The sequence below is a fragment of the Archangium sp. Cb G35 genome (genome assembly GCF_001896145.1).
Classification (GTDB): domain Bacteria; phylum Myxococcota; class Myxococcia; order Myxococcales; family Myxococcaceae; genus Archangium; species Archangium violaceum.
Map to the genome: position 1 here is coordinate 573,060 of NZ_MPOI01000002.1, position 22,140 is coordinate 595,199.

At 69.7% G+C, this 22,140-nt stretch carries 19 protein-coding genes; 10 read left to right on the forward strand and 9 right to left on the reverse strand.

The window, feature by feature from the left end:
- Positions 1–130 precede the first annotated feature (130 nt).
- From BO221_RS08745 to BO221_RS08760, 4 genes are all read left to right on the forward strand, one after another.
- Positions 131–1,720 carry a glucose-6-phosphate isomerase gene (locus tag BO221_RS08745; protein ID WP_073559924.1) on the forward strand — a complete coding sequence of 530 codons (1,590 nt, stop codon included), beginning with the start codon at positions 131–133 and terminating at the stop codon, positions 1,718–1,720.
- 92 nt (positions 1,721–1,812) lie between these two features.
- Positions 1,813–2,574, forward strand: coding sequence for an NADPH-dependent F420 reductase (locus BO221_RS08750; protein ID WP_083680866.1), 762 nt, complete (start codon positions 1,813–1,815; stop codon positions 2,572–2,574).
- 194 nt (positions 2,575–2,768) lie between these two features.
- Positions 2,769–3,173, forward strand: coding sequence for a response regulator (locus tag BO221_RS08755; protein WP_073559926.1), 405 nt, complete (start codon positions 2,769–2,771; stop codon positions 3,171–3,173).
- Between the two features lie 90 nt (positions 3,174–3,263).
- Positions 3,264–3,665: a response regulator gene (locus BO221_RS08760; RefSeq protein ID WP_073559927.1), complete on the forward strand. Its 402-nt coding sequence runs from the start codon at positions 3,264–3,266 to the stop codon at positions 3,663–3,665.
- 42 nt (positions 3,666–3,707) lie between these two features.
- On the opposite strand, the gene BO221_RS08765 is transcribed toward BO221_RS08760, so the two are convergent.
- The 3 genes from BO221_RS08765 to BO221_RS08775 form a co-directional block, all read right to left on the reverse strand.
- Positions 3,708–5,054 (reverse strand): HAD family phosphatase, encoded by a 1,347-nt coding sequence (locus BO221_RS08765; protein WP_073559928.1) that lies wholly within the window; start codon positions 5,052–5,054, stop codon positions 3,708–3,710.
- A 150-nt stretch (positions 5,055–5,204) separates the two neighbouring features.
- Positions 5,205–5,882: a GNAT family N-acetyltransferase gene (locus BO221_RS08770; RefSeq protein ID WP_073559929.1), complete on the reverse strand. Its 678-nt coding sequence runs from the start codon at positions 5,880–5,882 to the stop codon at positions 5,205–5,207.
- A 101-nt stretch (positions 5,883–5,983) separates the two neighbouring features.
- The gene (locus tag BO221_RS08775) at positions 5,984–6,622 is read right to left on the reverse strand and encodes an alpha/beta fold hydrolase (protein WP_073559930.1); all 639 of its coding nucleotides are present in this window, start codon (positions 6,620–6,622) and stop codon (positions 5,984–5,986) included.
- 130 nt (positions 6,623–6,752) lie between these two features.
- Here BO221_RS08775 and BO221_RS08780 point away from each other — a divergent pair, with 130 nt between their 5' ends.
- The 5 genes from BO221_RS08780 (at position 6,753) to BO221_RS08800 (ending at position 13,957) form a co-directional block, all read left to right on the forward strand.
- Positions 6,753–8,867: a peptidase gene (locus BO221_RS08780; RefSeq protein WP_073559931.1), complete on the forward strand. Its 2,115-nt coding sequence runs from the start codon at positions 6,753–6,755 to the stop codon at positions 8,865–8,867.
- A gap of 112 nt (positions 8,868–8,979) precedes the next feature.
- Positions 8,980–9,894 carry a hypothetical protein gene (locus BO221_RS08785; RefSeq protein ID WP_073559932.1) on the forward strand — a complete coding sequence of 305 codons (915 nt, stop codon included), beginning with the start codon at positions 8,980–8,982 and terminating at the stop codon, positions 9,892–9,894.
- Between the two features lie 119 nt (positions 9,895–10,013).
- Complete coding sequence (locus BO221_RS08790; protein WP_143195340.1) at positions 10,014–11,408, forward strand: hypothetical protein; 1,395 nt, start codon at positions 10,014–10,016, stop codon at positions 11,406–11,408.
- A gap of 188 nt (positions 11,409–11,596) precedes the next feature.
- Complete coding sequence (locus BO221_RS08795) at positions 11,597–12,127, forward strand: hypothetical protein (RefSeq protein WP_073559934.1); 531 nt, start codon at positions 11,597–11,599, stop codon at positions 12,125–12,127.
- A 117-nt stretch (positions 12,128–12,244) separates the two neighbouring features.
- A complete protein-coding gene (locus tag BO221_RS08800) occupies positions 12,245–13,957 on the forward strand; it encodes a CotH kinase family protein (protein WP_073559935.1) in 1,713 nt (570 codons plus the stop codon).
- Positions 13,958–13,960: 3 nt separating this feature from the next.
- Here BO221_RS08800 and gloA read toward each other — a convergent pair whose 3' ends face one another.
- Positions 13,961–14,347, reverse strand: coding sequence for a lactoylglutathione lyase (gloA, locus tag BO221_RS08805; RefSeq protein WP_073559936.1), 387 nt, complete (start codon positions 14,345–14,347; stop codon positions 13,961–13,963).
- Positions 14,348–14,352: 5 nt separating this feature from the next.
- Positions 14,353–15,084: a hypothetical protein gene (locus BO221_RS08810; RefSeq protein WP_073559937.1), complete on the reverse strand. Its 732-nt coding sequence runs from the start codon at positions 15,082–15,084 to the stop codon at positions 14,353–14,355.
- A gap of 106 nt (positions 15,085–15,190) precedes the next feature.
- Here BO221_RS08810 and BO221_RS08815 point away from each other — a divergent pair, with 106 nt between their 5' ends.
- The gene (locus BO221_RS08815) at positions 15,191–15,688 is read left to right on the forward strand and encodes a RebB family R body protein (protein WP_073559938.1); all 498 of its coding nucleotides are present in this window, start codon (positions 15,191–15,193) and stop codon (positions 15,686–15,688) included.
- Between the two features lie 10 nt (positions 15,689–15,698).
- Here BO221_RS08815 and BO221_RS08820 read toward each other — a convergent pair whose 3' ends face one another.
- The 4 genes from BO221_RS08820 to BO221_RS08835 form a co-directional block, all read right to left on the reverse strand.
- Complete coding sequence (locus tag BO221_RS08820) at positions 15,699–16,850, reverse strand: hypothetical protein (RefSeq protein ID WP_073559939.1); 1,152 nt, start codon at positions 16,848–16,850, stop codon at positions 15,699–15,701.
- 45 nt (positions 16,851–16,895) lie between these two features.
- Positions 16,896–18,566 (reverse strand): hypothetical protein, encoded by a 1,671-nt coding sequence (locus BO221_RS57265; RefSeq protein ID WP_073559940.1) that lies wholly within the window; start codon positions 18,564–18,566, stop codon positions 16,896–16,898.
- A 154-nt stretch (positions 18,567–18,720) separates the two neighbouring features.
- Positions 18,721–21,264 (reverse strand): VIT domain-containing protein, encoded by a 2,544-nt coding sequence (locus BO221_RS08830; RefSeq protein ID WP_073559941.1) that lies wholly within the window; start codon positions 21,262–21,264, stop codon positions 18,721–18,723.
- A 313-nt stretch (positions 21,265–21,577) separates the two neighbouring features.
- Positions 21,578–22,123 carry a glutathione peroxidase gene (locus BO221_RS08835; RefSeq protein WP_233165817.1) on the reverse strand — a complete coding sequence of 182 codons (546 nt, stop codon included), beginning with the start codon at positions 22,121–22,123 and terminating at the stop codon, positions 21,578–21,580.
- Between the last annotated feature and the right edge of the window lie 17 nt (positions 22,124–22,140).

Below are 22,140 nucleotides of genomic sequence, written 5' to 3' on the forward strand. Positions count from 1 at the left end.
GCTCGGAGGGTTCCCCGGTGTTCAGTGTCAGGCCCCAGGCGTGGCGCGCATCAAATCCATTCCCCCGCATCCGCCATGGCGGTAGGAACGGGCCAACGAAACCAGGGATTCGATGCCGAGGGGAGATGCGATGACCGAGCGTCAATTGTGGGAGCGCTACAAGAAGTATCTGTGTGGGGTGGAGCCGGTGGGGCTGACGCTCGACGTGTCACGGATGAACTTCCCCGAGGACTTCCTCGAGCGGATGCGCGGTCCCATGGAGAAGGCCTTCGACGCCATGGCGGCGCTGGAGAAGGGCGCCATCGCCAATCCGGACGAGAAGCGCATGGTGGGCCACTACTGGTTGCGCGCCCCCGAGCTCGCTCCCGAGCCCGGCCTCACGAAGGAGATTCGCGACACGGTGGCCGCCGTCCGCGCCTTCTCGGACGACGTGCACGCCGGCCGCGTGAAGCCCCCGAAGGCGGACCGTTTCACCCGCGTGTTGCTGGTGGGCATCGGCGGCTCGGCGCTGGGGCCGCAGCTCGTGGCGGACGCGCTCGGCACGGCGGCGGACCGGATGCAGGTGTTCTTCTTCGACAACACCGACCCGGATGGGATGGACCGCGTGCTGGCGCAGCTCGGTGACAAGCTCGCCGAGACGCTCACGGTGGTCATCAGCAAGTCGGGCGGTACGAAGGAGACGCGCAACGGCATGGTGGAGGCCGAGCGCGCGTACCAGCAGAAGGGCCTCGACTTCGGCCGGCACGCGGTGGCGGTGACGGGCGAGGGCAGTGAGCTGGACCGCTCCGCGAAGAAGGGCAACTGGCTGCGGACGTTCCCCATGTGGGACTGGGTTGGCGGGCGCACCTCGGTGCTGTCGGCGGTGGGCCTGCTGCCGGCGCGGCTGCAGGGGCTGGACATCGACGGCATGCTCGCGGGCGCCCGGGACATGGACGTGGCCACGCGCGAGCGCGACGTGCTGCGCAACCCCGCCGCGCTCATGGCGCTCATGTGGTTCCACGCGGGCAACGGGCGCGGCCAGAAGGACCTGGTCATCCTCCCGTACAAGGACCGGTTGTTGCTGCTCTCCCGCTACCTCCAGCAGCTGGTGATGGAGTCGCTGGGCAAGGAGAAGGACCTGGATGGCAAGGTGGTGAACCAGGGCCTCGCCGTCTACGGCAACAAGGGCTCCACGGACCAGCACGCGTACGTGCAGCAGCTGCGCGAGGGCGTGAGCAACTTCTTCGCCACCTTCGTGGAGGTGCTGAAGGACCGCGAGGGGACGTCCATGCGCGTGGAGGAGGAATTCACCAGCGGCGACTACCTGCTGGGCTTCCTCCTGGGCACGCGGCGGGCGCTCTTCGAGAAGGGCCGCGAGTCGATGACGCTCACCGTGCAGGACGTGAGCGCGCGGACGCTGGGCGCCCTCATCGCGCTCTACGAGCGGGCGGTGGGCCTGTACGCCTCACTGGTGAACATCAATGCCTACCACCAGCCGGGCGTGGAGGCGGGCAAGAAGGCGGCGGGCGCGGTGTTGGAGCTGCAGCGCAAGCTGCTGGCGAAGCTGCGCGGGGACAAGGCCAAGGGCCACACCGCGGAGGAACTGGCCACGGCGGTGGGCTCGCCGGACGAGGTGGAGACGGTGTTCAAGGTGCTGGAGCACCTGGCGGCCAACGCGGACCAGGGCGTGAAGCGCGAGCCGGGCGCCCAGCGTTTCGACACGCGCTTCCGCGCGGGCTGAGCGCGGCGCGAGGGTCCGGGAGTCCTTTCCATCGCGATTTCATGAAGTAGAGTTTTCCAGGAAAATCAAGTGAGGGCCGTTCATCCGCGAGCATGGGAGATGTTCTTCCCGTGGCTCGCGGGGGAACACTTCCTGGCGCGGCGCCTCGCTTGTTCCTACAAACGCGGCGAACTGGCGCAGGAGAGGACCCTTACATGGCAACGCTTGGATTCATTGGCGCGGGACACATCGGGAGCACCCTGGCGAAGCTCGCGATCGCCGCCGGGTACAACGTGGTGCTGAGCAACTCACGCGGCCCGGAGAGCCTCGCCAGCCTCATCGCCGAGCTCGGCCCCAAGGCCCGTGCCGCCACGACCCAGGAGGCCGCGGCCGCCGGGGACATCGTCGTGGTGACCGTTCCCATGAAGGCCTACAAGTCCGTCCCCGTCGAGCCGCTCGCGGGCAAGCTCGTCATCGACACCAACAACTACTACCCCGGCCGCGACGGCCGCATCCCCGAGCTCGACGCGGAGACCACCACCAGCAGCGAGCTGCTCCAGGCCCACCTGCCCAGGTCCAAGGTGGTCAAGGCCTTCAACGTCATCTACTTCAAGCACCTCGAGGAGCACGCGCAGCCCGCCGGCTCCAAGGAGCGCCGCGCGCTGCCCATCTCCGGAGACGACGCCCAGGCGAAGAAGACCGTGGCCGCGTTGATCGACACCTTCGGTTTCGACGTGGTCGACGTGGGCCCGCTCTCCGAGGGCTGGCGCTTCCAGCCCGACCTGCCCGCCTACTACCACCGCCACAACGCCGAGGAGCTCGAGGCCGCTCTCGGCAAGGCCAAACGCTACGCCGAGCTCAATCGGCGGGATTGAGCCGCCTCTCCCGGCACGGGATGAAGGTCCATCACCCACCCGTGCGGGAGAGGACGTCCAGGCTATCGGTTGTCGCACAGCGGGCCCCTCGCACTGTTCACTCCTCGTCGTCACACCGGTTCCCGGACACCGCGAGTGGCGAAGAGGAGGGAAACACGAAATGAATTGAATCCAGGCAAGTCGAGGGGGTCCTTGTGAAACACACCGTTCTGCTGGTGGAAGACAGCCACACCATCCGGCACATCCTCAAAATCTATCTGCTCAAGCTGGATCTGGACTTCCTCGACGCGAGTGGAGCCGAGCAGGGGTTGAAGTTGCTGGAGACGCACCGCGTGGACCTGGTCATCGCGGACGTCAACATGCCCGGCGGAATGGATGGCCTGGAGTTCGTGCGGCAGGCGCGAGCGAGCGAGCGGGAACCGGTGCGCCGGGTGCCCATCGTGTTGCTCACCGGCGGGAAGGCGCCGGACCTCGAGGCCCGGGGCCTGCGCGCCGGAGCCTCCGAGTTCGTGCGCAAGCCCGTCTCCATCGACGCGCTCGCCAACGTGGTGCGCCGTCACCTCCCGGCGGCCGAGCGCGTGGAGCACCTTGTCGCCTGAGGTACTCCGGGGCCGTCGCTTGCTGAACACCGCCCCGGGACCGCGGTTCGACACACGCGGGGCCTTCCGGAATCCTGATCGGGGGGTTCCATGAAGCGCACAGTGCTCATCGTCGATGACAGCGACACCATCCGGCACATCCTCAAGGTCTACTTGATGAAGCTGAAGCTGGACTTCCTCGACGCGGACCGGGCGGACCGGGGGCTGTGGCTGCTGGGGGCGAACCCCGTGGACCTGGTCATCGCGGACTTCAACATGCCGGGGATGAGCGGCCTGGAGTTCGTGCGCCATGTGCGCGCCGACACGCGGCACGAGGTGAGCCGCGTTCCCCTCCTGTTGCTCACCGGCGGCAAGGCACCGGACCTCGAGCAGCGGGCGCTCCAGGCCGGAGCCTCCGAGTTCGTGCGCAAGCCCGTCTCCAGCTCGGCGCTGTCGGCCGTGGTGCGCCGGCTCCTGTCACTGCCCGAGGACCGGGGCGATCTCGTCGCCTGAACGCCCTCTCCCCCTGGGAGAGGGTCGGGGTGAGGGTGTACCTCAAGGCAGCGCGTAGACGCTGTCCCCATGATCCTGGGTGAAGCGGTTGCCCTGCTCATCGGTGATGGGCTGTCCGGCCGCGTCCAGGGCGGTAGTGCACGGGTAGCTGGCTGTCTGCTGGGCGCGAGGCTGGACGAACATGGGCTGCACCAGCCACGAGCCCTGGTGGTTCGCGTACGCGTTGCACATGAGCTGCACCTTGTTGCGGTTGATGGCCAGCTTGAGGTGCGTCGCGTCCTGCACGAAGGCCAGGTCCGTGTCCGAGTCCCCCGCCGCGAACACCTGGCGCACGCGTGTGTCCTCCTGGCGCGTCAGCTGCCGCGCCGTGGGCTGACGGAAGATGAGCTTGTTGATCCAGCAGCGCTTGCCCTGGTCGTAGGTGATGAGCGTGTCCTCGCCATCGGCCACGGTGCCGCAGCCCTGGAAATGGGCCGTCACGCGGCCCCGGGCGTCCGTCAGGGTCCGGATGCCAATCACCCGGTTGGGTTTGATGCCGGTGAGCTCCTCGGAGACGGCGTCGATGACGAACTGCGGCGAGGCGGTGGCCACCCAGACATCGAAGCCGTTGGCCTGGAGCGTCTCGATGAGGTCCACCATCTCCTCGTACACCTGCACGTGGTAGGCGAGCCCCGAGGTGGTGCCCACCGTCTGCGTGGTGCCCGGCGGGTTGAAGGCGTTCTCCGCGTAGGACGAGCGGGCGAAGCCGCGGAGCTCCTCGGGCGTGTAGCCCGCCTGGAGCTGAGCCACCCAGGCATACGAGGTGTTGAGCGTCAGGGTGATGGCGTTGTTCCACGCGGCCTGGCCCGCGCGCGTCTGGCCGCGGTTGTAGATGCTGACGAGCTCGTCCGCGCAGCCCGGAGTGGTGCTCGTCGGGAGGGGCTCGCCCGGACTGGCGGCGGCGTCACACGCACCGTTGAGGGCCTCACGGGCCTCGGGAGTGAGATGGCGGCTGGTGGTGCTCCAGTCCTTGTCCGCGGGCTGGAGCACCTTGTCGTGCTTCAGCATCCAGAAGAACGTGGCGTCGCCCAGGTCGTTCTTCACGACGGTGTTGTCCCAGTCGAACACGGCCACGGGACGGTTCTTCGGATCGAACGTGGGGCTGGCGATGCCCAGGGTGGAGATCATCGTGTTGATGCGCGTGCGGTTCTCCGGGAGCCAGCGGCCGACCTTGTCGTCCAGCAGGCGCACCGGGAGGGGAACGCCGTCCCTGCCCGGAGTGCCCTGGGGACCGGCGTCGCCCTCGGGACCCTGGGGGCCCACGCAGGCGAGGACACCACTGGCGAGGCCTCCGGCCAGGGCGAGCGTGGAGAGTCGGAAACCCGCGAGGCTTCTGGCGAAGGATGGCATGGGGTGGCTCCTGTACTGGATGGCCGCGGCGGAGATCGGGCCATGAAGCATCCGGACCCGCAGCGGGTGGATGATAGAGGAGTCCCTGGAGCCCCGTGAGGTGGGCTGGGATTGTTAGTTGAGTGGAGGGCGGAGTGGTGCTCCCGGCCGTCAGGCGTCGCCCGGTGGAGGCGCTTCGCCGGCCTCGGGCGTCCGTTCCGGCGCGGGCCCGAGCACGCTCAGCGCTCCCCGGGCGGCGAGCCCCAGCAGCAGCAGCAACAGGCGCCATTTGCGGTGGGGCGTGGTGGCCAGCGGAAGGGTGACGCAGAGCGCGTCCTCGTCTCCTCGCACGGGCGTGCCGTCCGGGTTGAGCTCGCCGAGGAGGCGGAACATCGCCGCGTTACCGGGGAGCACGAGGAACTCGAAGCGCTCCACCCCGCGCTCGCGCGCCGCTTCCACCAGACGCTCCAGCAGGAGCCGGCCGAGCCCCTTGCCCTGGGCCGCATCCACCACGGTGACGGCGGCCTCGGCCACGTCGGAGTCCCGGGCCATCCGGATGAAGCGGGCGATGGCCAGGCCTTCCTCCTGTCCCTCGGGACTCCGGCTCACCGCGCCCAGGGCCAGGTGCTGCTCCCCATCCACGGAGGTGAAGTAGTGCACCTCGGCGTCCGTGAGCCGCGACTTGGGCGCGTGGAAGCGGCCGAGCCGTGAGCGCGGAGAGAGCTGCTCGAAGCCCTGGCGCAGCAGCTCCGCGTCCTCGGGCCGCACCAGCCGCAGCTCCACCTCCGTCCCGTCGGCGAGCGCGAGCCGTTCCCTCCAGTGGGTGTCGAATTGACGTGCTGGCTTCATCCCGTACCACCCCCTGAGACTCCCAGCATCCGAGGGGATGATGCATTGCGTCAAGAGGGCCCCGGGGCATTTTGACCCGCCGCGTCACACGGCGGACAGAGCTACCCGAGGGGCGTGTCGCCGACGCTCGCGGAGGCCTGCGCCAGGAGGAAGTCGAGGAGGACGCGGTTGAAGTCCTCGGGGCGCTCCAGGTTGGGCGGGTGTCCCGCGGCAGGGAGGGTGACGCGGGTGAGGGTGGGGACGCGCCGCGCGAGCAGCTCCGCGTTCCTCAGCAGGGCGGGGTTGTCCCTGTCCCCCACCACGACGAGCGTGGGCATGAGGATCTGCTCCAGCCGGGTGAAGGCCGGAGGCTCCAGGAAGCGGGGGTGGTGGACTTCCGCCAGGCCTCGCATGTCGTCGAGCGTCCACTCGGGCGCGGCGAGGACGAGGCAGGAGACGCGCTCCGGCCAGGTCAGGGCGAAGTCGAGCGCGACGCGTCCGCCGAACGACAGGCCGACGACGTGGGCCCGGTCCATGGAGAAGTGGTCGAGCAGGGCGCGCAGATCCTCGTGGGGCGCGTAGGGTCCCTCGGGAGCCACTGTCTTGCCGAAGCCCCGCTGGTCATAACGCAGGGTGGTGAAGTGCTGGGCGAGGGGCTTCACCTGTCCGTCCCACAAGCGCAGGTCGAGCAGTCCGCCGTGGAGCAACACGACCGGGAAGCCATCTCCCTGGAGCTCGTAGTGCAGGCGTGCCCCGTTCACTGGAGCGAAATCCCGGACGGGCGGAGGTGGAGTGGTCATGCCCGGCAGATGGTATGCACTGGCCCTCGCTGGTGGCGGATGTCCCCGGGTGCCAACCCATGCCGCCCGCTGAACGTTTCCCGGAGCCTCCATGAAAGCCCTCTTCCTCGCGGCGGCACTGGCCGCCAATCCGCAGCCCGCACGGACTCCCGCCCCGAGCACGCCTCCCGCCGAGGCCGCCCAGCCCTTCCTGGTGGAGCGGCTCGGCCATGACGCCATCGCCCGCATCTACGCGCCGGGCGTGTCCACTCTCTCCCGGGACGAGAAGCGCGTGGCCTGGCATCTGTCGCTCGCGGCGCACGCGGGCGAGGAGATCGCCTATGACCAGCTCGGCTGGGACACGGTGGCCATCAAACGGCTGATGGAGTCCGTGTACCTCTTCGGCCGCGAGGGCCACGCGGAGCCGGGCTCGTTCGACGCGAAGCTCTCGGACTACCTGGCGCGCTTCTACGCCCAGACGGGCAATCATGATCAAACGACGGGCCAGAAGTTCGTCCCCGCCTTCACCCCCGCCGAGCTGGAGGCCGCGGCGCTGCGGGCGCTGAAGGCCGGAGCGCCCCTGGGCGTGAAGGACGAGGCGGCGCTGAAGACGTGGCTGGGTGGACTGAGGCCCTCGCTCTTCGACGCGGGCGTCGAGCCGCAACTCACCTCGAAGGCGCCGCCGCCGGGGCAGGACATCCTCACCGCGTCGGCGAACACGGCGTATGGCCGGGGGGTGACGCTGAAGGACCTGGAGGGCTTCCAGGAGAAGAACCCGCTCAACTCGCGCGTGGTGAAGGTGGACGGCAAGCTGGTGGAGCAGGTGTTCCGCACCGGGACGCCCGACGGGAAGGTGCCGCGGGGCCTGTACGCGGCGGAGCTCTCGCGCGTCAGGGCCCACCTGAGCGAGGCGGCGAAGTCCGCGCCGAAGGAGCAGAAGGCGGCGCTCGTGAAGCTGGTGCGCTACTTCGAGACGGGGAACCCGAAGGACTGGGACGCGTACAACATCGCCTGGCTGAAGGCGAACCCCACGGTGGACGCCAACGTCGGCTTCATCGAGACGTACGTGGACGCGCGGGGCCAGAAGGGCCGGTGGCAGGGGCTCATCAACTACCGCGATGCGCGGGAGAACCGGGTGATGGAGGTCATCGCCCAGCGGGCACAGGATTTCGAGAACCGGATGCCCTGGCCGGACGCGTACAAGCGCAAGAAGGTGGCCACGCCGGTGGCCAAGGCCATCAACCTGGTGACGAGCACTCCGTCGCCGCCGGCCGGCATCAACCTGCCCAACGAGCAGCACATCCGTGAGAAGTACGGCAGCAAGAGCGTGCTGGTGAGCAACGTGATGGAGGCCGCGGCGGCGATGAAGCGGCTGCCGCTGGCCATCGAGTTCTCCCGGACGCCCGAGGACGCCGCGAAGTCCCGCCAGTACACCGTCACGGCGCGCAAGTGGCTGGTGGCGTTCCACGAGGTGCTCGGACACGCCTCGGGGCAGGTGGATCCGAAGCTGGAGGGGAACACCTCGCGCTACCTGAAGGAGTACGACAACACCCTGGAGGAGGCGCGCGCGGACCTGGTGGCGCTCTGGCACGCGTTCGATCCGTCGCTGGCCACGCTGTCGCCGGAGCACGAGCGCATCGCGGAGCAGATGTACCGGGACTACCTGGTGGAGGGGCTCACCAACTTCAATCAGGTGCCGGAGGGAGACGCCTTCGAGGAGGACCACCAGCGAGGCCACCACATGACGGTGAACTTCCTGATGGAGAAGGGGGCGGTGAAGCAGGTGGTGGACGGGGGCGGGGAGGGGAAGCCGGGGCGCACGTCCTGGGTGGTGGAGGACTACGGGAAGATGCGCGTGGCGGTGGGTGAGCTGCTCTCGAAGCTGATGGTCATCAAGGCGACGGGGGACTACGAGGGAATCCGGAAGCTGGTGCAGGAGAAGGGAATCCGGTTCGACCCGAAGCTGCGCGACGAGGTGGTGGCGCGGGTGCGTGCGGTGGAGGTGCCGGCGGATGTGGTGCTGATTTCACCGTGGCTGGTGCCGGTGGTGGACGGCAAGGGGCAGGTGGTGGACGTGAAGGTGCGGCACGACCAGGGTTTCATCGCGCAGCACCTGGAGCGGAGCGTGCTGGGCAGGCTCCCCCCGGCCGAGGCCACCCGGGTGGCGGTGAGGCTCGCGGACACTCCGGAGGCGCTCGCGGAGGAGTACCGGAAGTTGCCGCGATAGCACGCGCAGGCCACGAGTGTCCTGCGCCACACTGCCGTCTGGGCCGGAGCCGGCTAGTCCTCCTGGACTCCTGGCCCTGGGGCGGTAGTTTCCTCCATCGAGGAAACGACCCATGCCCTTCTCCGTCTGGTTGACGTCGCACCGCCGCATCGAGGACGTCCGGGCCGGTGCGCCGGACCGGCTCACCCTCGAGGATCTGCGTGCCTGCCTGGAGCTGCTCGCGCGCTCACGCCCCACGCGAGCGGCGCTCCGGCCCGATGGTTCCACCTGGGTGTTTCGCGCGGGAGAGGAGCTCGCGCTGGCTCCCCTGTTGTGGGCGGGCCTGCGGCCCAACAATGGCCCTCAATCGGGGACCATCCAGCTCTCGGTGAGCGCCACCCACCCCTTCTTCATGGCCAACGTGTTCGAGCTGCTCTCCCTGGCGGCCCTCGTGAACGAGGAACTGGGACTGCATGCTTTCGAGGGCGTGAGCGGCCGTGAGGTGACGGTGGAGTCCCATCGCGAGCTGCTGGATGTGGAGGGCACGTACTCGCGCGAGCTGGCGCGCTCGTGGCAGCAGAACCGCGAGCAGCTCCATCCCAACCTCCGGATGCCGCTCGAGTTCCCCGCCGGCCAGCAGGACGACGCCCCCAACATGTTGATGCTGCGGCTCGAGCACCCGAAGCCGCCACCCCTGGCGGAGTTGCTGGCGGAGCCGCCGGAAGGCCAGGAGGTGGAGATCCGTGGGCCCCAAGCGGTCTGGTTCGATCGCGCCACCCAGGCACCGGTGACGTGGTTCCTCCTCAACAACCCCCAGGAGGTGCTCATCTGGCCGCAATGGGGAGAGGCTCCCTTCTCGCGAACGGCGCACTCCCTCTTCGATGTGGCCGTGCGGATGCGGGCGCGCTCCGGGGGGCGGTTGATCTGGAACGGAGAGCCCGTCACTCCGGAGCGGACCTCCTGGTTGCAGCGCTATCCGGAGTTGCTGGGTGTCGAGCTCCTCCAGTTCGTCCTGCTCGGCTGGGAGCCCGTTACCGTCCGGGTGTAGTCGTACCGCTCCCCGGCGGTTGATCCACTCCGAGCTCCTTCCGTCAAACAGAGCAGAGCGCCCCTTCCGGTACCTGGCCGGATGGCCGGAGGTGGCGCCTTGTGCGTGAGGAGACGACCTTGAAGACGACGACGCTTCGCAACCTCTTTGCCGCGCTGGTAGTGCTGGGACTGGGCACGGGGTGTGGAAACACGGTGCAGGTGAAGGGCCGGGTGACGGACGGCGAGGGAACGCAGCCGCAGGCGATCCTGGCGGGAGCGGCTTCACTCGGAGGCTCGGGCACGGTGGCGGCGACGGCGCGAGTGCGCGCCAGCACGGTGGGGCTGGATGGCAAGCTGACGGTGGTGGCCGAGGGCAAGCTGGAGGACCGGGGGTACTACACGCTGCAGGTGCCCGGGGGTGAGGAGCGTCTGGTGTTGGAGGCGGTGGACGCCTCGGGCCAGGTGGTGGCCTCGGCGCTGCTCGAGGCGGCCGCCGAGGGCAAGGACGTGGTCGCCGCGCCCATGGACTCGGAGACCTCGCTGGAGGCCGAGGTCTTCCTGCAGATGATGGCGGACAAGTCGCAGGCGGAGACGGTGGACATGGTGGACGTGCGTGCCCGCATCACCGCCCAGGTGGCGGCGGCGGCGCGGCAGGGCGCCTCCACCACCGAGGCCTTCCGCTCCCGGGTGGAGGCGCTGGCGGACGCGGTGCGCGCGGCGCAGCAGGCCGAGCTGGAGATGTATGCCAGGGCGGGGGTGCAGACGAGCCAGACGGCGCTCTTCCAGAAGGAGCTCATGGCGGCGGCGGTGCTGAGCGCGGGGTTGGAGGGCGGTGGCCCGGTGAACGAGCTCTACGACACGTTCCACGCGAATCTGCGCGCGGCGGCCGAGCAGCTGGGCGTGAAGGTGGAGCAGCAGGCGCAGGCCGAGCGCGCGGCGAGCGCCTCCTTCCGGGCCACGGTGAAGGCGCGCCTGTCGGCCGAGGACGCGCGGCCGCTGGTGGACGCGGCGCTGCGGGCCTCGGCGGGCGTGGAGGCGCGGGCCTCGGGCGCGGCGCTGTCGGCCCTCCTCACGGCGGGCGGAGCGGTGGATGACGTGAAGCAGCAAGCGGTGACGGTGAGCACCACGCTGCGCACCCAGGTGCGCGCGTCCACCAGCGTCGCCATGGCGGCCAATGCCTTTGCGAGCTTCGAGGCGGGTGTGTCCGGGAGCGCCGATCTGCAGGCCTCGGTGCTGGGCCGCTACCTCGGGGTGAATGCGTCGAACCAGCTCGTGGTGGGCGCGGCGGTGCAGGCCACCGTGACGGCGGCGGCGACGCTGGATGCGACGCTGGACGCGGCCGTCTCCTCGACGGTGTCGGCGAGCACGGTGGATGTCTCGCTGCTGGCCACGAAGACGGCCGAGGCCTATCAGTCCTACGCCACGGCGGTGCGGGCGCAGGCCACCGCGCTGTCCCCCCTGTTCGGTGCGAAGGCGACGCCCGCGGTGGAGGTGCTGCTGGTGGCCGAGGGCTCCTTCCAGATGGGCCTGTAGCCCCACCGTGGACACGGTGACCGGGCGGGCCGGGCTGTCCTGACAGTCTGTCCCGCGTTCCGGGACGTCTCCCGGTCAGTCTGTCGTTGTCGCGCGCCACGCTCCTCTCGGGCACCCGGGCAGGCAAGCGTGGCGCGTGCGTTGCACAGGGCTCCATCCACTTGCGCGAGAGCGCGGAGGGGGAACCCATGCGTGGATTGAACAAGCTGTGCTGGATGGCGTTGGCTGTCGTGGCGGTCCTGGGTGCTGGCTGCGGCGGAGGAGGGCTCACCCCAGAGGAGCAGGAGCGCCTGGTGGGCTCCTATCGGTTGCCGCAGGACGGCAAGCCCAACGACAACGCTCCCGTGGGGCCCTTCTGCTGCACGGGGCATACGCTCATCGTCCGTGAGGCCAATGGGGAAGGTGTGCTCGGCTACTCCTACTTCTATGGCTGGGAGGGTCAGGCGTACATCTTTGGGGACAGCTCGGGTGCCCCGGATGTCTACCTCCTGCTGAGCGGCCGGTCGGCGCTGGACTCCGGAAATGGTGATGAGGAGAAGGGACAGATTGCCTTCACGGCCGCGGAGCTGAAGGCAGGCGCCTCCAAGCGCCAGCGCGTGGGGGCGCTCGAATACATCGTCACCGTGGATCGCGTGGAGACGTTCGAGCACCAGGGCCGCCCGTACTTCCACATGGATTCGCTGGAAGTCTCGGTGGATGTCCTGCGGGCGAAGAGCTGACGGACCCGGCCTGGAGGAGAGCAGGGAGGCAGCCGAGCGGCCGCTGCTCCACCTCCCGCACGGATACCTCTTCCGTGACGGAATGGTTACTCCTCCCGCCACGGCGGGGAGGGGGACATGAGGGGCGGAACGTGGTGGGGCCGGTGCGCGCTGGTGCTGGTGGCGTGTCTCGGTGGCGTGGGCTGCGAGTCCTCGCGGGACAGGAACGGCTCGCTCGGGACGGGATCGGACACGGTCACGCCCGGGGAGCCGGCATCTCCGGTGCCCTCGGACGGAACGCCGCCCACTCCACCTCTGGATGACCCGAGCCCTCCGGCCTCACCGGACGCGGGCACGCCGGAGCCGGGGCCGGGCACACCGCCTCCGAAGCCCACCGTCTGCGCGCCCACGGGAGACGGTCCGCACTGGCTCCAGGAAGGCGAGCTCCTGACGGTGACGTTCCGCTGCGGCACCGGCTACACGGCGGCGGGGCTGCGCTTCAGCGTGTCGCCCCTGCCGGCCGGGGCGAGCCTGGACGAGGCGAGTGGCACCTTGCGGTGGACACCGGGCAAGGCCCAGGCGGACGTGTGGCTGCTCACCGTCACCGAGCACGGCACGGGCGAGACGGGCGTGGTGAAGGTGGGCGTGGCCGACAACTGGCTGGCCCCGGGCAACGTGCGGGAGCTCAACCCCGTCACGTACACCGAGGAGTACGGGCTGCCGGTGTTGCACCTGTCCTTCGAGGGCCAGCTTACGGCGGGTGGCTACCGTCCGGTGCAGCTCGTCTACCGCGGGCACCGCTACACCGCCGAGGCCAAGTACCGCGGCGCCACCTCCAGCATCTTCCCCAAGCGCAACTACACCTTCAAATTCGACAAGGAAGACCCGTTCAACGAGCCGGAGCTCGCGGGTGGATTCACCGGCCGGCGCAACCTGGTGCTCATCACCAGCTTCAATGACAACTCGTACCTGCGGCCGAGGCTCGCCTTCGAGCTGTGGAACCGGATGTCTCCGGACCACATCCAGGTGAAGACGTACAGCGCGGTGCTCTACGTGAACGGGCGCTTCTGGGGCCTCTTCACCGTGGCGGACCATGTGAACGAGCACCTGATGGAGCGCCACGGCCTCTCCGATGATGGGGACCTCTTCAAGGCGGTGGAGGCGGACGCGAACTTCTCGCGGCTCGACAAGAAGGGCGCGCCCAAGCAGCCCCTGGAGCTTGGCTTCGAGAAGAAGGAGGGCACGCCCAAGGATGGGTGGGTGGGCGCCTATGACACGCTCAACGCGCTCACCGCCTTCATCGCGGACTCGGACCGGGAGACCTTCCGCACGCAGTGGGGCTCTCGGCTGAACACGCGCGACTACGAGGACTGGTGGATCTTCAATACGGCCATTCTCGGCAATGACTCGGGCGCGAAGAACGCCTACCACTACTACGACCCCGTGACGCAGGCCCCCTGGCGCTTCATCCCATGGGACCTCGACGCGAGCTTCGGCCAGGACTGGGATACGCGCCGGCTCGGGCCCACGCTCCTCCCTGACTTCTCCGGAGGCAACCGGCTCTTCGCGCGCATGCTGGAGGAGCCTTCCATCTCCGGGCCCATGCGCGAGCGCTACCGCTCGCTGCTGCGCGGCCCGCTGGCCAAGGAAGAGGTACTGAAGCTCATCGACGGCTACGTGCGGGAAATCCACCCCGTGGCCCTGCGGGACGAGGCGCGCTGGATGCAGCAATACCGCACCTTCGAGCGATGGAGCGACCGCACCGACTTCACCACCCACGAGGAGGAGGTGGAGTACCTCCTCCGGTGGGTGGACGAGCGGTGGAATCTGCTGGAGCGGCGGCTGCCGTAGGGCTCACGAGCCCTGCTGGATGAGCTCCACCCGGTAGCCATCCGGGTCCTCGACGAAGGCGATGACGGTGGTGCCGTGCTTCATGGGGCCCGGCTCGCGCACCACCTTGCCGCCGGCCTGGCGGATGGAGTCACAGGTGGCGTGGATGTCCTTCACTCCCAGCGCGATGTGGCCGTAGGCATTGCCCAGCTCGTACTTGGAGGTGTCCCAGTTGTGCGTGAGCTCGAGGGCCGGGTGGGTGTCCTCGGGGCCATAGCCCACGAAGGCCAGGGTGAATTTCCCATCCGGGTAGTCCTTGCGGCGCAGCAACTGCATTCCGAGGACGCGGGTGTAGAAGTCGAGCGACTTGTCCAGGTCGCCCACGCGCAGCATGGTGTGGAGGATTCGCATGCGCGTTACATACCCTGGAACGTGCGGCTCCAGGCCAGCAACCGCCGCTGCAGCGCGGTGAGTGTCCAGAGGTCCGCCGGGTTGTCCGGGGCCACGGCCGCGAGCGCCCGCTCCAGGTGGGGCAGGGCACCGGGCTCGCACCACTCGGAGAGCCGGCGCAGGGCGGACAGCGAGGGGCCCACCTCCAACGCGGCCAGCAGCGTGTGCACCACGCGCGGGCTGCGCTCGCGGCACAGCCGGTCCACCGCCTCGTGCCGCTCCTCGAAGGAGGACTCGGGGTGCAGCAGCACAGAGGCGAGCCCCTGGAAGGTCTCCTCCGGCAGCAGCGGCTGGGGCGCCGGGTGGGGCCAGTGCTCGAGCGTGATGCCGGTGGGCCCCGCCGCGCTGCACTCGCGCTTCACCCCGTCCTCGCCGAGCAGCTCCAGCAGCCGCCCCGCGGAGGGAGTCCCCGCCTCCAGCACCCGCCGGGCCCGCGTGGTGAGCGCCGCCGAGTGCCCGAGCAGGTGCAGGCGCAGCACGGACACTTCTTCCTGAGCGCAGGCCTCCTTCTCCACCCGCTTCCACTTCACGAAGACCTCGGCGAGCCCCCGCTCGTGCACGTACCAGCGGTACTCCAGCCACACGGCGCTCAGGCGCTCGTCGAAGCGCGAGTCCTCGGGCTCGTACATCCGGGCGGCGCCCTCCTCCACACCCTGGAAGGAGGAGTCCAGCAGCGCCTGCACATGGCTCAATCGCATGGGGGCAAGGCGCAGTGTGCCATGAAAGGCCGCTCGACGGCGCGCGGCCGGAGGGCTTTACTCCAGGGGATGTGGCACCGCGGTGCCCTGTACTCCCAGGAGGAACATGATGGCGGATGGCGACAAGGTGAATCTGGCGACGCTCGGCGCGGAGACGGAGTTGGTGCGGCTCGGGACGGCGGTGGCCGACGTGCTGGCGAAGCTGAACGAGGTCTCCTCGCAGCAGCAGCGGAGCATCCTGCAACTCGTGGTGGAGGCGCGCGTGGCCAGTGAGTCCGTGCGCGGCCCCGCGCCCGAGTCGAAGTCCGCCTCCCTTCCCCCCATCGAGCCCGCGCAGTCCGCGCCCCCGGCGGAGCGGGCCCCGGAGTCCGGCGCGCCTTCCTCCCACCCCGACGAGGCGCGGGCTCGGGCCCTGGCCTCCGTCTACGAGGCGGCGGCCCAGGCGCTCGGCCTGGCGTTCCAGAACGCGGTGGCCAACCAGCAGCAGCTCAACACCCTGGGACAGGCGGCGTTGAGCCAGTCGGCCGTGCTCGTGCTCTCGGCCGGCTCCGCCGGTGAGTCGCAGGGCGCGTCCCAGCCGGCCGGGGTCCTCAAGGCCGGCTGAGCCGCGGCCGCTACGGGTGGCAGCTCGAGTCCGAGCCGCCACACGTGCCCTGGGCGCACGTGGTGCCCAGGACACAGGCCTTGGGCTCGTCCGCGCACGGCTCGCCGAATTGCCGGCGGGGCTGGCAGGTGTGGGACGTCTCGGAGCAATGGAGGAGGTTCCCGCAGAGACGCTCGGTGCAATCCTCGTCCTGTCCCGCGAGCCGCCGGCAGGTGCCGCGCTGAGCGCTGGAGGGGTCGTATCCGTCGCAGTAGAGGCTCCGGTCACACTCCTGGAAATCCCGGCACGAGGCGCCCTCGTCGAGCAGCTCGCGGCACTTGCCGGGCGCGCCGGGCTCCGCATCACAGAAGAGCTCCTGCTGACACTGGCTCAAGTCGAGCACGGGGGACGTGTTCCTGGGCTCGGAGGTGCAGCCGGCCCCCTCGCCTCGCGGCGGCTGGCAGGTGCCGTCGATGCAGGTGAGGGTCCAGTGACATCCACTCCACCACGACTCGCAGGCTTCGCCCTGGGCGGTGGGACGCCGGCAGCGCTGGGTATCCAGATCGCAGATGAGGCCCTGCTCGCATGGCACGTGGCCGGAGGCACCCGAATCCGCGCAGGACTCACCCTCCGCCAGGGGCTTCCGGCAGATGGACTGGGAGTAGACGAGGCCCTCCTCGCACAGAGAGGGGGATGCGCTCGTCATTCCCTCCGCGCGCCGGGGCTGGCACGTGCCGCAGGAGAACAGGTTCTCCGAGGTGCAGGCGGACCGGGCGCCACACTCACCGCTTCCATGGCAGGGCTCGCCGTCCTCCACCTCCCCGAAGAGGAACCGGCAGTCCACGGACATTCCCACGCCTGGCGTGAATAGCCGCGCGTGCAGCGGATACACGTCACAGGTGCTGGTCCGGATCTTCTCCAGACACGCGCTGGCCGCGGTCGCGTCATAGCGTATCCGGCCGGCACGGAAGTCCTCGCGGTACTGCGTCAGCCCGCGCTGGCCGATGAGCCCCTGCAACTGGTTGCGTTTGCAGGAGTCCTCGTCATGGGACACTCCGCACTGCACGTATTTCTCGCACACGGCCTCGGCGAGCTCCGCGTCGAAGTCCTCCTGCTTCACACCACTGCTGCACGCCGCCAGCCACAACCCCAGGATGGCCAGTGCCGTCCGGTACCCATACATGGATGTCTTCCCCCGCGTTGATTGGGGATACATCCGTATCATGCTTCAGCGCCGGGTGACGGCGGCCGGGGCCCTCCAGTCCAGCTGCGAGAGGCCGCCCTCCGTGCCGAAGAGGACCGTGCCCTCCTCCACCAGCAGTGCGTACACGCGCGGGTCCGCGAGTCTCGGCAGCGGGCGCACCGTGCCACTCAATGCGTCGTAGTGCGCTGCGCCCAGCAGTGTACCCAGCAGCGCTCCACCCGGCACCAGCGCCGCCGACACTACATAGCGGCTCGGCAGGCCTTCCGCGTCGCGCACCCGCGTCCAGTGCTCGCCGTCGAAGTAGCTGAAGCCGTCCTGGCACGTGCCCACCACCGCGCGCCCCTCCTCGTCCGCCGAGAGCGCCGTCACCCAGTTGTCCGTGAGGTGCTTCCCATCGTGGTAGCGCGTCCACTGCATGCCGTCCCAGCGCAGCAGGCCCCGGTCCTCGCTCGCCACCCAGAGGTAGCGCCCGGCGCCGTGCGCTCCCGAGACATGGGTGCTCCACCCCTCGGGCAGGGGCAGCCGCTTCGCCAGCTCGAGCGGCTGGCTCGCCCGCTTCACGAAGGAGGTGCCCCGCCCATCCACCAGCGCGACGCCGTCCTCGGTGTCCGCCACCGCCGCCAGCACCGACAGCTTGCCGAGCGCCACCGGGTTGCGGCCACCGTACGCCATGGGCGTCCACGTCTTCCCGTCGTACAGGCCCAGCCCGTACATCGTGGCCACGTAGAGGTTGCGTCCGTCGCTGGCCAGGCCCAGCACGTGGTTGCTCGGGAGGTGGGGCGCGCGGAACGTCCGCCACTTCCCGTCGGGCTGCTCCCAGCACACGCCCTTGTCGAAGGTGCCCACCACCCGCCGCCCCTGGTGCCGCGTCAGCGCGGTGATGTGGTTGCCACACAGCTGGCCCGTGGGCGTCACCCGCTTCCACTCCGTGCCCTGTCGCCGGAAGACGCCCTGGCCCCGCGTGCCCGCCCAGGCCACGCCATTCAGCTCGACGGTGCTCGTGGTGGCCGGGGGCAGTGCCCGGGCCTCGCCGGAGCGCTCCCCCCACCGCCGCGCCTCGCCCTCGGCACCGAGCACCCGCGTCCCGCCCTTCGCGTCCTTCGCGTACGCGAGCGGGCCCGTGGGCACGGGGAGCGAGACGAGCCCCTCGGCTCCCAGCGTGAAGGCGCCCTCGGTGGTGCCCACGCGCAGCGTGCCGTCCGTCTCCTCCAGCATCCGCACCGGTCCCGGCATCGTCCACATGCGCCCCGAGCCCGGCGCCATCACCCGCCCGTCCGCCGTGCCCAGGTAGCCCTCGGTGAAGGCCGTGTACGTGGGGCCCGCGGGCAGCTGCTCCGCGAGCCAACCGAGCGCCGCGCGGTAGAGCTCCGCGTTCATTCCCCCCTCCGCCGGCAGCGCGTGCCACTTCGCCCCCACCACCGGCTGTACGCGCCAGCGCTTGTCCACCACCACCACGCCCTCGTCCGTGGCGGCGAAGAGTTGGTCCCCCGCCACCTCCAGCGCGCGGCAGAAGTGGCTCGGCAGGCCATCGTCCACCGTCAGCGTGCGCACCGCACGGCCCGCGTGGGTGAAGAGCTCCAGGCCGCCCTCGGTGCAGGCCACCACGTGGCCGTTGTACGTGGCGAGGTCATGCACCGTCTCCGTGTTGGTGACGGTGGCGGAAAGCAGGGCGGCGGTCAGGGTGGAGAGCAGCATGGCGGTTCCTCGGGACGAAGGCGGTGTGCGCCTTCCCTCCGGGTGTCATTGCGAAGCCCGGGCCAGCGCGTAACCGCTCGGAATCGCTCGGCGGCGTCTTCCGCTGGCCTCGGAGTGTGGCCGGGCGTCAGCACCCGGCCGGGGACAGGAGGCGCTACTCCTCGACGGTCAGGGCGACGCGGACCTTCTCGCGGCGCTCGAACCGGTTGCCCGCCGCATCCCGGGCCACGAGCACCAGCTCGTATTCCCCGGGCTCCATGCCGGCGGGCACCCTCAGCTCGCGGGAGAAGCGCAGGCCGTCGCGCGTCTCCAGCAGGTGCTGCGTGTCACCGAAGAGCTCGCCGTAGACGCTCACCTCCTTCGTGGCCTCCACCGCGTCCACCTCCAGCCGCAGCGTCTGGCCGGGCGCCAGCAGCCGCGAGGACAGCGTCACCTCGAAGTCGTTGCCCTTGGAGTCCAGCCGGTAGCGCACCTCGCGCCGGCGCACCGTGCCGTCCGGCATCTCCACCGCCACCAACACGTCGTAGTACCCGTCCTCCACCCAGAGCGGCACCAGGAAGCGGCCCCGCCAGTAGCCCGACACCGTGTCGAAGGTGAGCGGCTTCACCAGGCCGAAGGGGAAGTAGGCCGTCACCCGGCGCGCGTTCCTCGGCGCCACCACGGAGATGATGGGGTCTCCCGGCGGAATCTCCTCGCGGCTCAGCTCACCGGTGACGGCCGCGTACGAGGTGCCCTCGGGCAGCTCCACCGGCACCAGCTCGCGCACCGTGTCACCGCCGGGCTTCGTGCGCGCCACCTCCTCCACCGCGACGAAGGAGGTGTACCTGCTCATCAGCCCATACTGGAGCGCCGTGGCGGTGATGGCCTGGACGACCTCGGGCTTCTCTCCGCGGTAGTTCTCCACCGTCAGCTCTTCAATCCGCTGGCGGGCCCAGAGGCTGCGCAGGGACGCGTGCTCCGGCGCGGACTCGGGGAGGGTGAGGGGCACCTCGAAGTGACGCTCCTGTCCACGCACGCGGCCGGTGATGCGCAGCAGGCCCTGGCCCGTGCCGTGGAACTTGCCGATGAGGAACAGCGGCTGGCCACTGAAGAGGTCCGGCAGGGTGCGCGGGTAGACGTCCGACACGGGCAGTCCATCCGTGGCCACGCGCACCGACGTCAGCACCGGGCCGCGGATGCGCGACTCGAACTCACGGGCCACCTCGTCCTCGGGCCGCTTCAGGTTGACGAAGGTGGAGGCGCCTCGCCCCACCTCGCCCATCTTCGCGACGAGGTAGCGGTTGACGTCGTTGCCCACGCCCACGCTGAAGACGCGCGTCTCCTCGCGCAGGTGCTGCTGGAGCGTGCCGAGCACCTGGCCGTCATTGCCGATGAAGCCGTCCGTCATGAGCAGCACCATGCGCAGGCGGGCCGGGTCGTTGGCGGGCACCATGGCCTCCTGGGCCGCCACGCGCACGTCCGTGCCGCCACCGCCCCAGAAGTTGGCCACGTAGGGCAGGGCGCGCGCCACGTTCTCCGGCGAGGCCGGCACCGCGGCGGGGGCGAACTTCGTCACCTGCGTGTCGAAGTTGAGCACCTGGAAGGTGTCCTCGGGGTGGAGGTGACGCAGCACCTCGGCGGTGATGGCCTTGGATTTCTCGATGGGCGGGCCGGACTGCGAGCACGAGGTATCGAGCACCAGGTACAGCTCGCGCGGCACCACCTCCTCCTGCTTCGGCGCCAGCTGCGGGTTGAGGAGCACGAGGAAGTAGCCCTCGTCGGCGCCGGGTTCGCGGTGCACCAGCACGGCCGGGCGGATGAGCGCGTCGGCCACGCGGTACTCCAGGGTGAAGGTCTTGTTGGGGATGCGGTCGTCCGGGGCCAGCTCCACGCGGGCGCGGTTGGAGCCCTCGCGCGCCGCCGTCACGCGGTGCGACGTGGAGCGCAGCTCGTGCACGGGCACGCCCGCGTCCAGGCGCACGTGGAGGCGGATGTCATGGCCACTGCGCACCTCGGGAGGCAGCACCGGCGGGGTGATGCGGCTCGCGTCGGGGACGGTGGTGGTGTCCGGCGCGGTGCCCTCGCCCTGGCGGAAGGCCAGGGGCTCGCCGCCGATGTAGCGCGGGCCCACCGTCATGGGGAAGTTGAAGCTGTACTTGCCGTCCTCGTAGACGAGCCGCTCCACGTAGTGGATGCGCACGCGGATTTCCTCTCCCGGGAGGATGTTGGCCACCGATTGGGTGAAGAGGTTGGGGCGCTCCTGGTCGAGCAGTGCGGCCGTCTTGCCCTCGGCGCGGGCCCGCTCGTAGGTGTCACGCGCCTGCTCGCGCGTCTGGATGACGCTGCGGATGACGCGCTGGCCGATGACCAGCTCCATGGCGTCCACCGCCGCCTTCTCCGGCAGCGGGAAGACGTAGAGGGCCTCGAGCGGCTCGGAGTAGGGGTTCTCGAAGACCTGGGTCACGGTGACGCTGGCGAGGAAGCCACTCACCTCGGCGTCGACCTCGGTGTGCTTGAGGCTGAAGTGCTGGGGCTGGGCCCCTGGGCAGCCCTGGGCGGAGGCATGGCGGCGGAGCTTCGCCATCAGCGTGCCCTGGGTGATGGCTCCAGAGCTCAGGGGCGAGGCGGAAGCGGGGCAGGGCGTCTCGGCGTCCCGTTCCTGGGCGGAAGCGGGGACGGACAGAAGGCAGACGAAGAGCGCGACGAGTGCGGCTCGCATGGAATTCCTCGGACGGGATGGGTACGTGCCGGGGGATTGCAGTCCGCGGGCCAGCGTCTGGGACGCGCCAAGTGCCTGAAAACACTGAGGGCGGGGCTCCAGGGGGCTGTGGCTGCCCGGCCACACCCACCTGAGACCCCGCCCTGTTTCACTGGTCACCGGTGACGAGTGGAATGGACCCACTCCGTTTCACTGGTCACCGGTGACGAGTGGAATGGACCCACTCCGTTTCACTGGTCACCGGTGACGAGTGGAATGGACCCGCCCCGTTTCACTGGTCACCGGTGACGAGTGGAATGGGCTGGTGCCCGGACTACTCGGCGATGGCCTTGTCGAGGGCGCCCTTGAGCTCCTTGCTCTCCGGCGTGACCGAGCTGGGGTAGGCGGCGCGCACCTGGCCGTCCTTGCCCACCAGGTACTTGTGGAAGTTCCACTTGGGCTCGCCGTGCTTGCGCGCGAGGAACTCGTAGATGGGGGACTGGCCCTCGCCCTTGGTCTTCACCTTCTCGAGCATGGGGAAGGTGACCTTGTAGCGGAGCTCGCAGAACTTGGCGATCTGCTCGGAGGTGCCGGGCTCCTGGCCGCCGAAGTCGTTGGAGGGGATGCCGAGCACCACCACGCCCTTGGCCTTGTACTCGCCCCAGAGCTTCTCGAGGCCCGCGTACTGGGGGGTGTAGCCGCACTCGGAGGCGGTGTTCACCACGAGCACCACCTTGCCCTTGTACTCGGAGAGGTTGATGGGCTGGCCGTTGAGCTGCTTGGACTGCAGATCATGGAAGGACATCGCACGCTCCGCGGAGACGGCGGCGGTGCCCAGCAGGAGCACGGCCGCGGTGAGGGAAATCAGTCGGTTGGACATGCCCCCCAGGATGCCTG

Excerpts from the sequence above, each read along its gene's own strand:
- BO221_RS08820 (WP_073559939.1), bottom strand. The coding sequence starts at position 16,850 with ATGTATGGGTACCGGACGGCACTGGCCATCCTGGGGTTGTGGCTGGCG.
- BO221_RS08745 (WP_073559924.1), top strand. The coding sequence starts at position 131 with ATGACCGAGCGTCAATTGTGGGAGCGCTACAAGAAGTATCTGTGTGGG.
- BO221_RS08835 (WP_233165817.1), bottom strand. The coding sequence starts at position 22,123 with ATGTCCAACCGACTGATTTCCCTCACCGCGGCCGTGCTCCTGCTGGGC.
- BO221_RS08760 (WP_073559927.1), top strand. The coding sequence starts at position 3,264 with ATGAAGCGCACAGTGCTCATCGTCGATGACAGCGACACCATCCGGCAC.
- BO221_RS08765 (WP_073559928.1), bottom strand. The coding sequence starts at position 5,054 with ATGCCATCCTTCGCCAGAAGCCTCGCGGGTTTCCGACTCTCCACGCTC.
- BO221_RS08770 (WP_073559929.1), bottom strand. The coding sequence starts at position 5,882 with ATGAAGCCAGCACGTCAATTCGACACCCACTGGAGGGAACGGCTCGCG.
- BO221_RS08780 (WP_073559931.1), top strand. The coding sequence starts at position 6,753 with ATGAAAGCCCTCTTCCTCGCGGCGGCACTGGCCGCCAATCCGCAGCCC.
- BO221_RS08785 (WP_073559932.1), top strand. The coding sequence starts at position 8,980 with ATGCCCTTCTCCGTCTGGTTGACGTCGCACCGCCGCATCGAGGACGTC.
- BO221_RS08830 (WP_073559941.1), bottom strand. The coding sequence starts at position 21,264 with ATGCGAGCCGCACTCGTCGCGCTCTTCGTCTGCCTTCTGTCCGTCCCC.
- BO221_RS08795 (WP_073559934.1), top strand. The coding sequence starts at position 11,597 with ATGCGTGGATTGAACAAGCTGTGCTGGATGGCGTTGGCTGTCGTGGCG.
- BO221_RS08815 (WP_073559938.1), top strand. The coding sequence starts at position 15,191 with ATGATGGCGGATGGCGACAAGGTGAATCTGGCGACGCTCGGCGCGGAG.
- gloA (WP_073559936.1), bottom strand. The coding sequence starts at position 14,347 with ATGCGAATCCTCCACACCATGCTGCGCGTGGGCGACCTGGACAAGTCG.
- BO221_RS57265 (WP_073559940.1), bottom strand. The coding sequence starts at position 18,566 with ATGCTGCTCTCCACCCTGACCGCCGCCCTGCTTTCCGCCACCGTCACC.
- BO221_RS08750 (WP_083680866.1), top strand. The coding sequence starts at position 1,813 with ATGGGAGATGTTCTTCCCGTGGCTCGCGGGGGAACACTTCCTGGCGCG.
- BO221_RS08800 (WP_073559935.1), top strand. The coding sequence starts at position 12,245 with ATGAGGGGCGGAACGTGGTGGGGCCGGTGCGCGCTGGTGCTGGTGGCG.
- BO221_RS08810 (WP_073559937.1), bottom strand. The coding sequence starts at position 15,084 with ATGCGATTGAGCCATGTGCAGGCGCTGCTGGACTCCTCCTTCCAGGGT.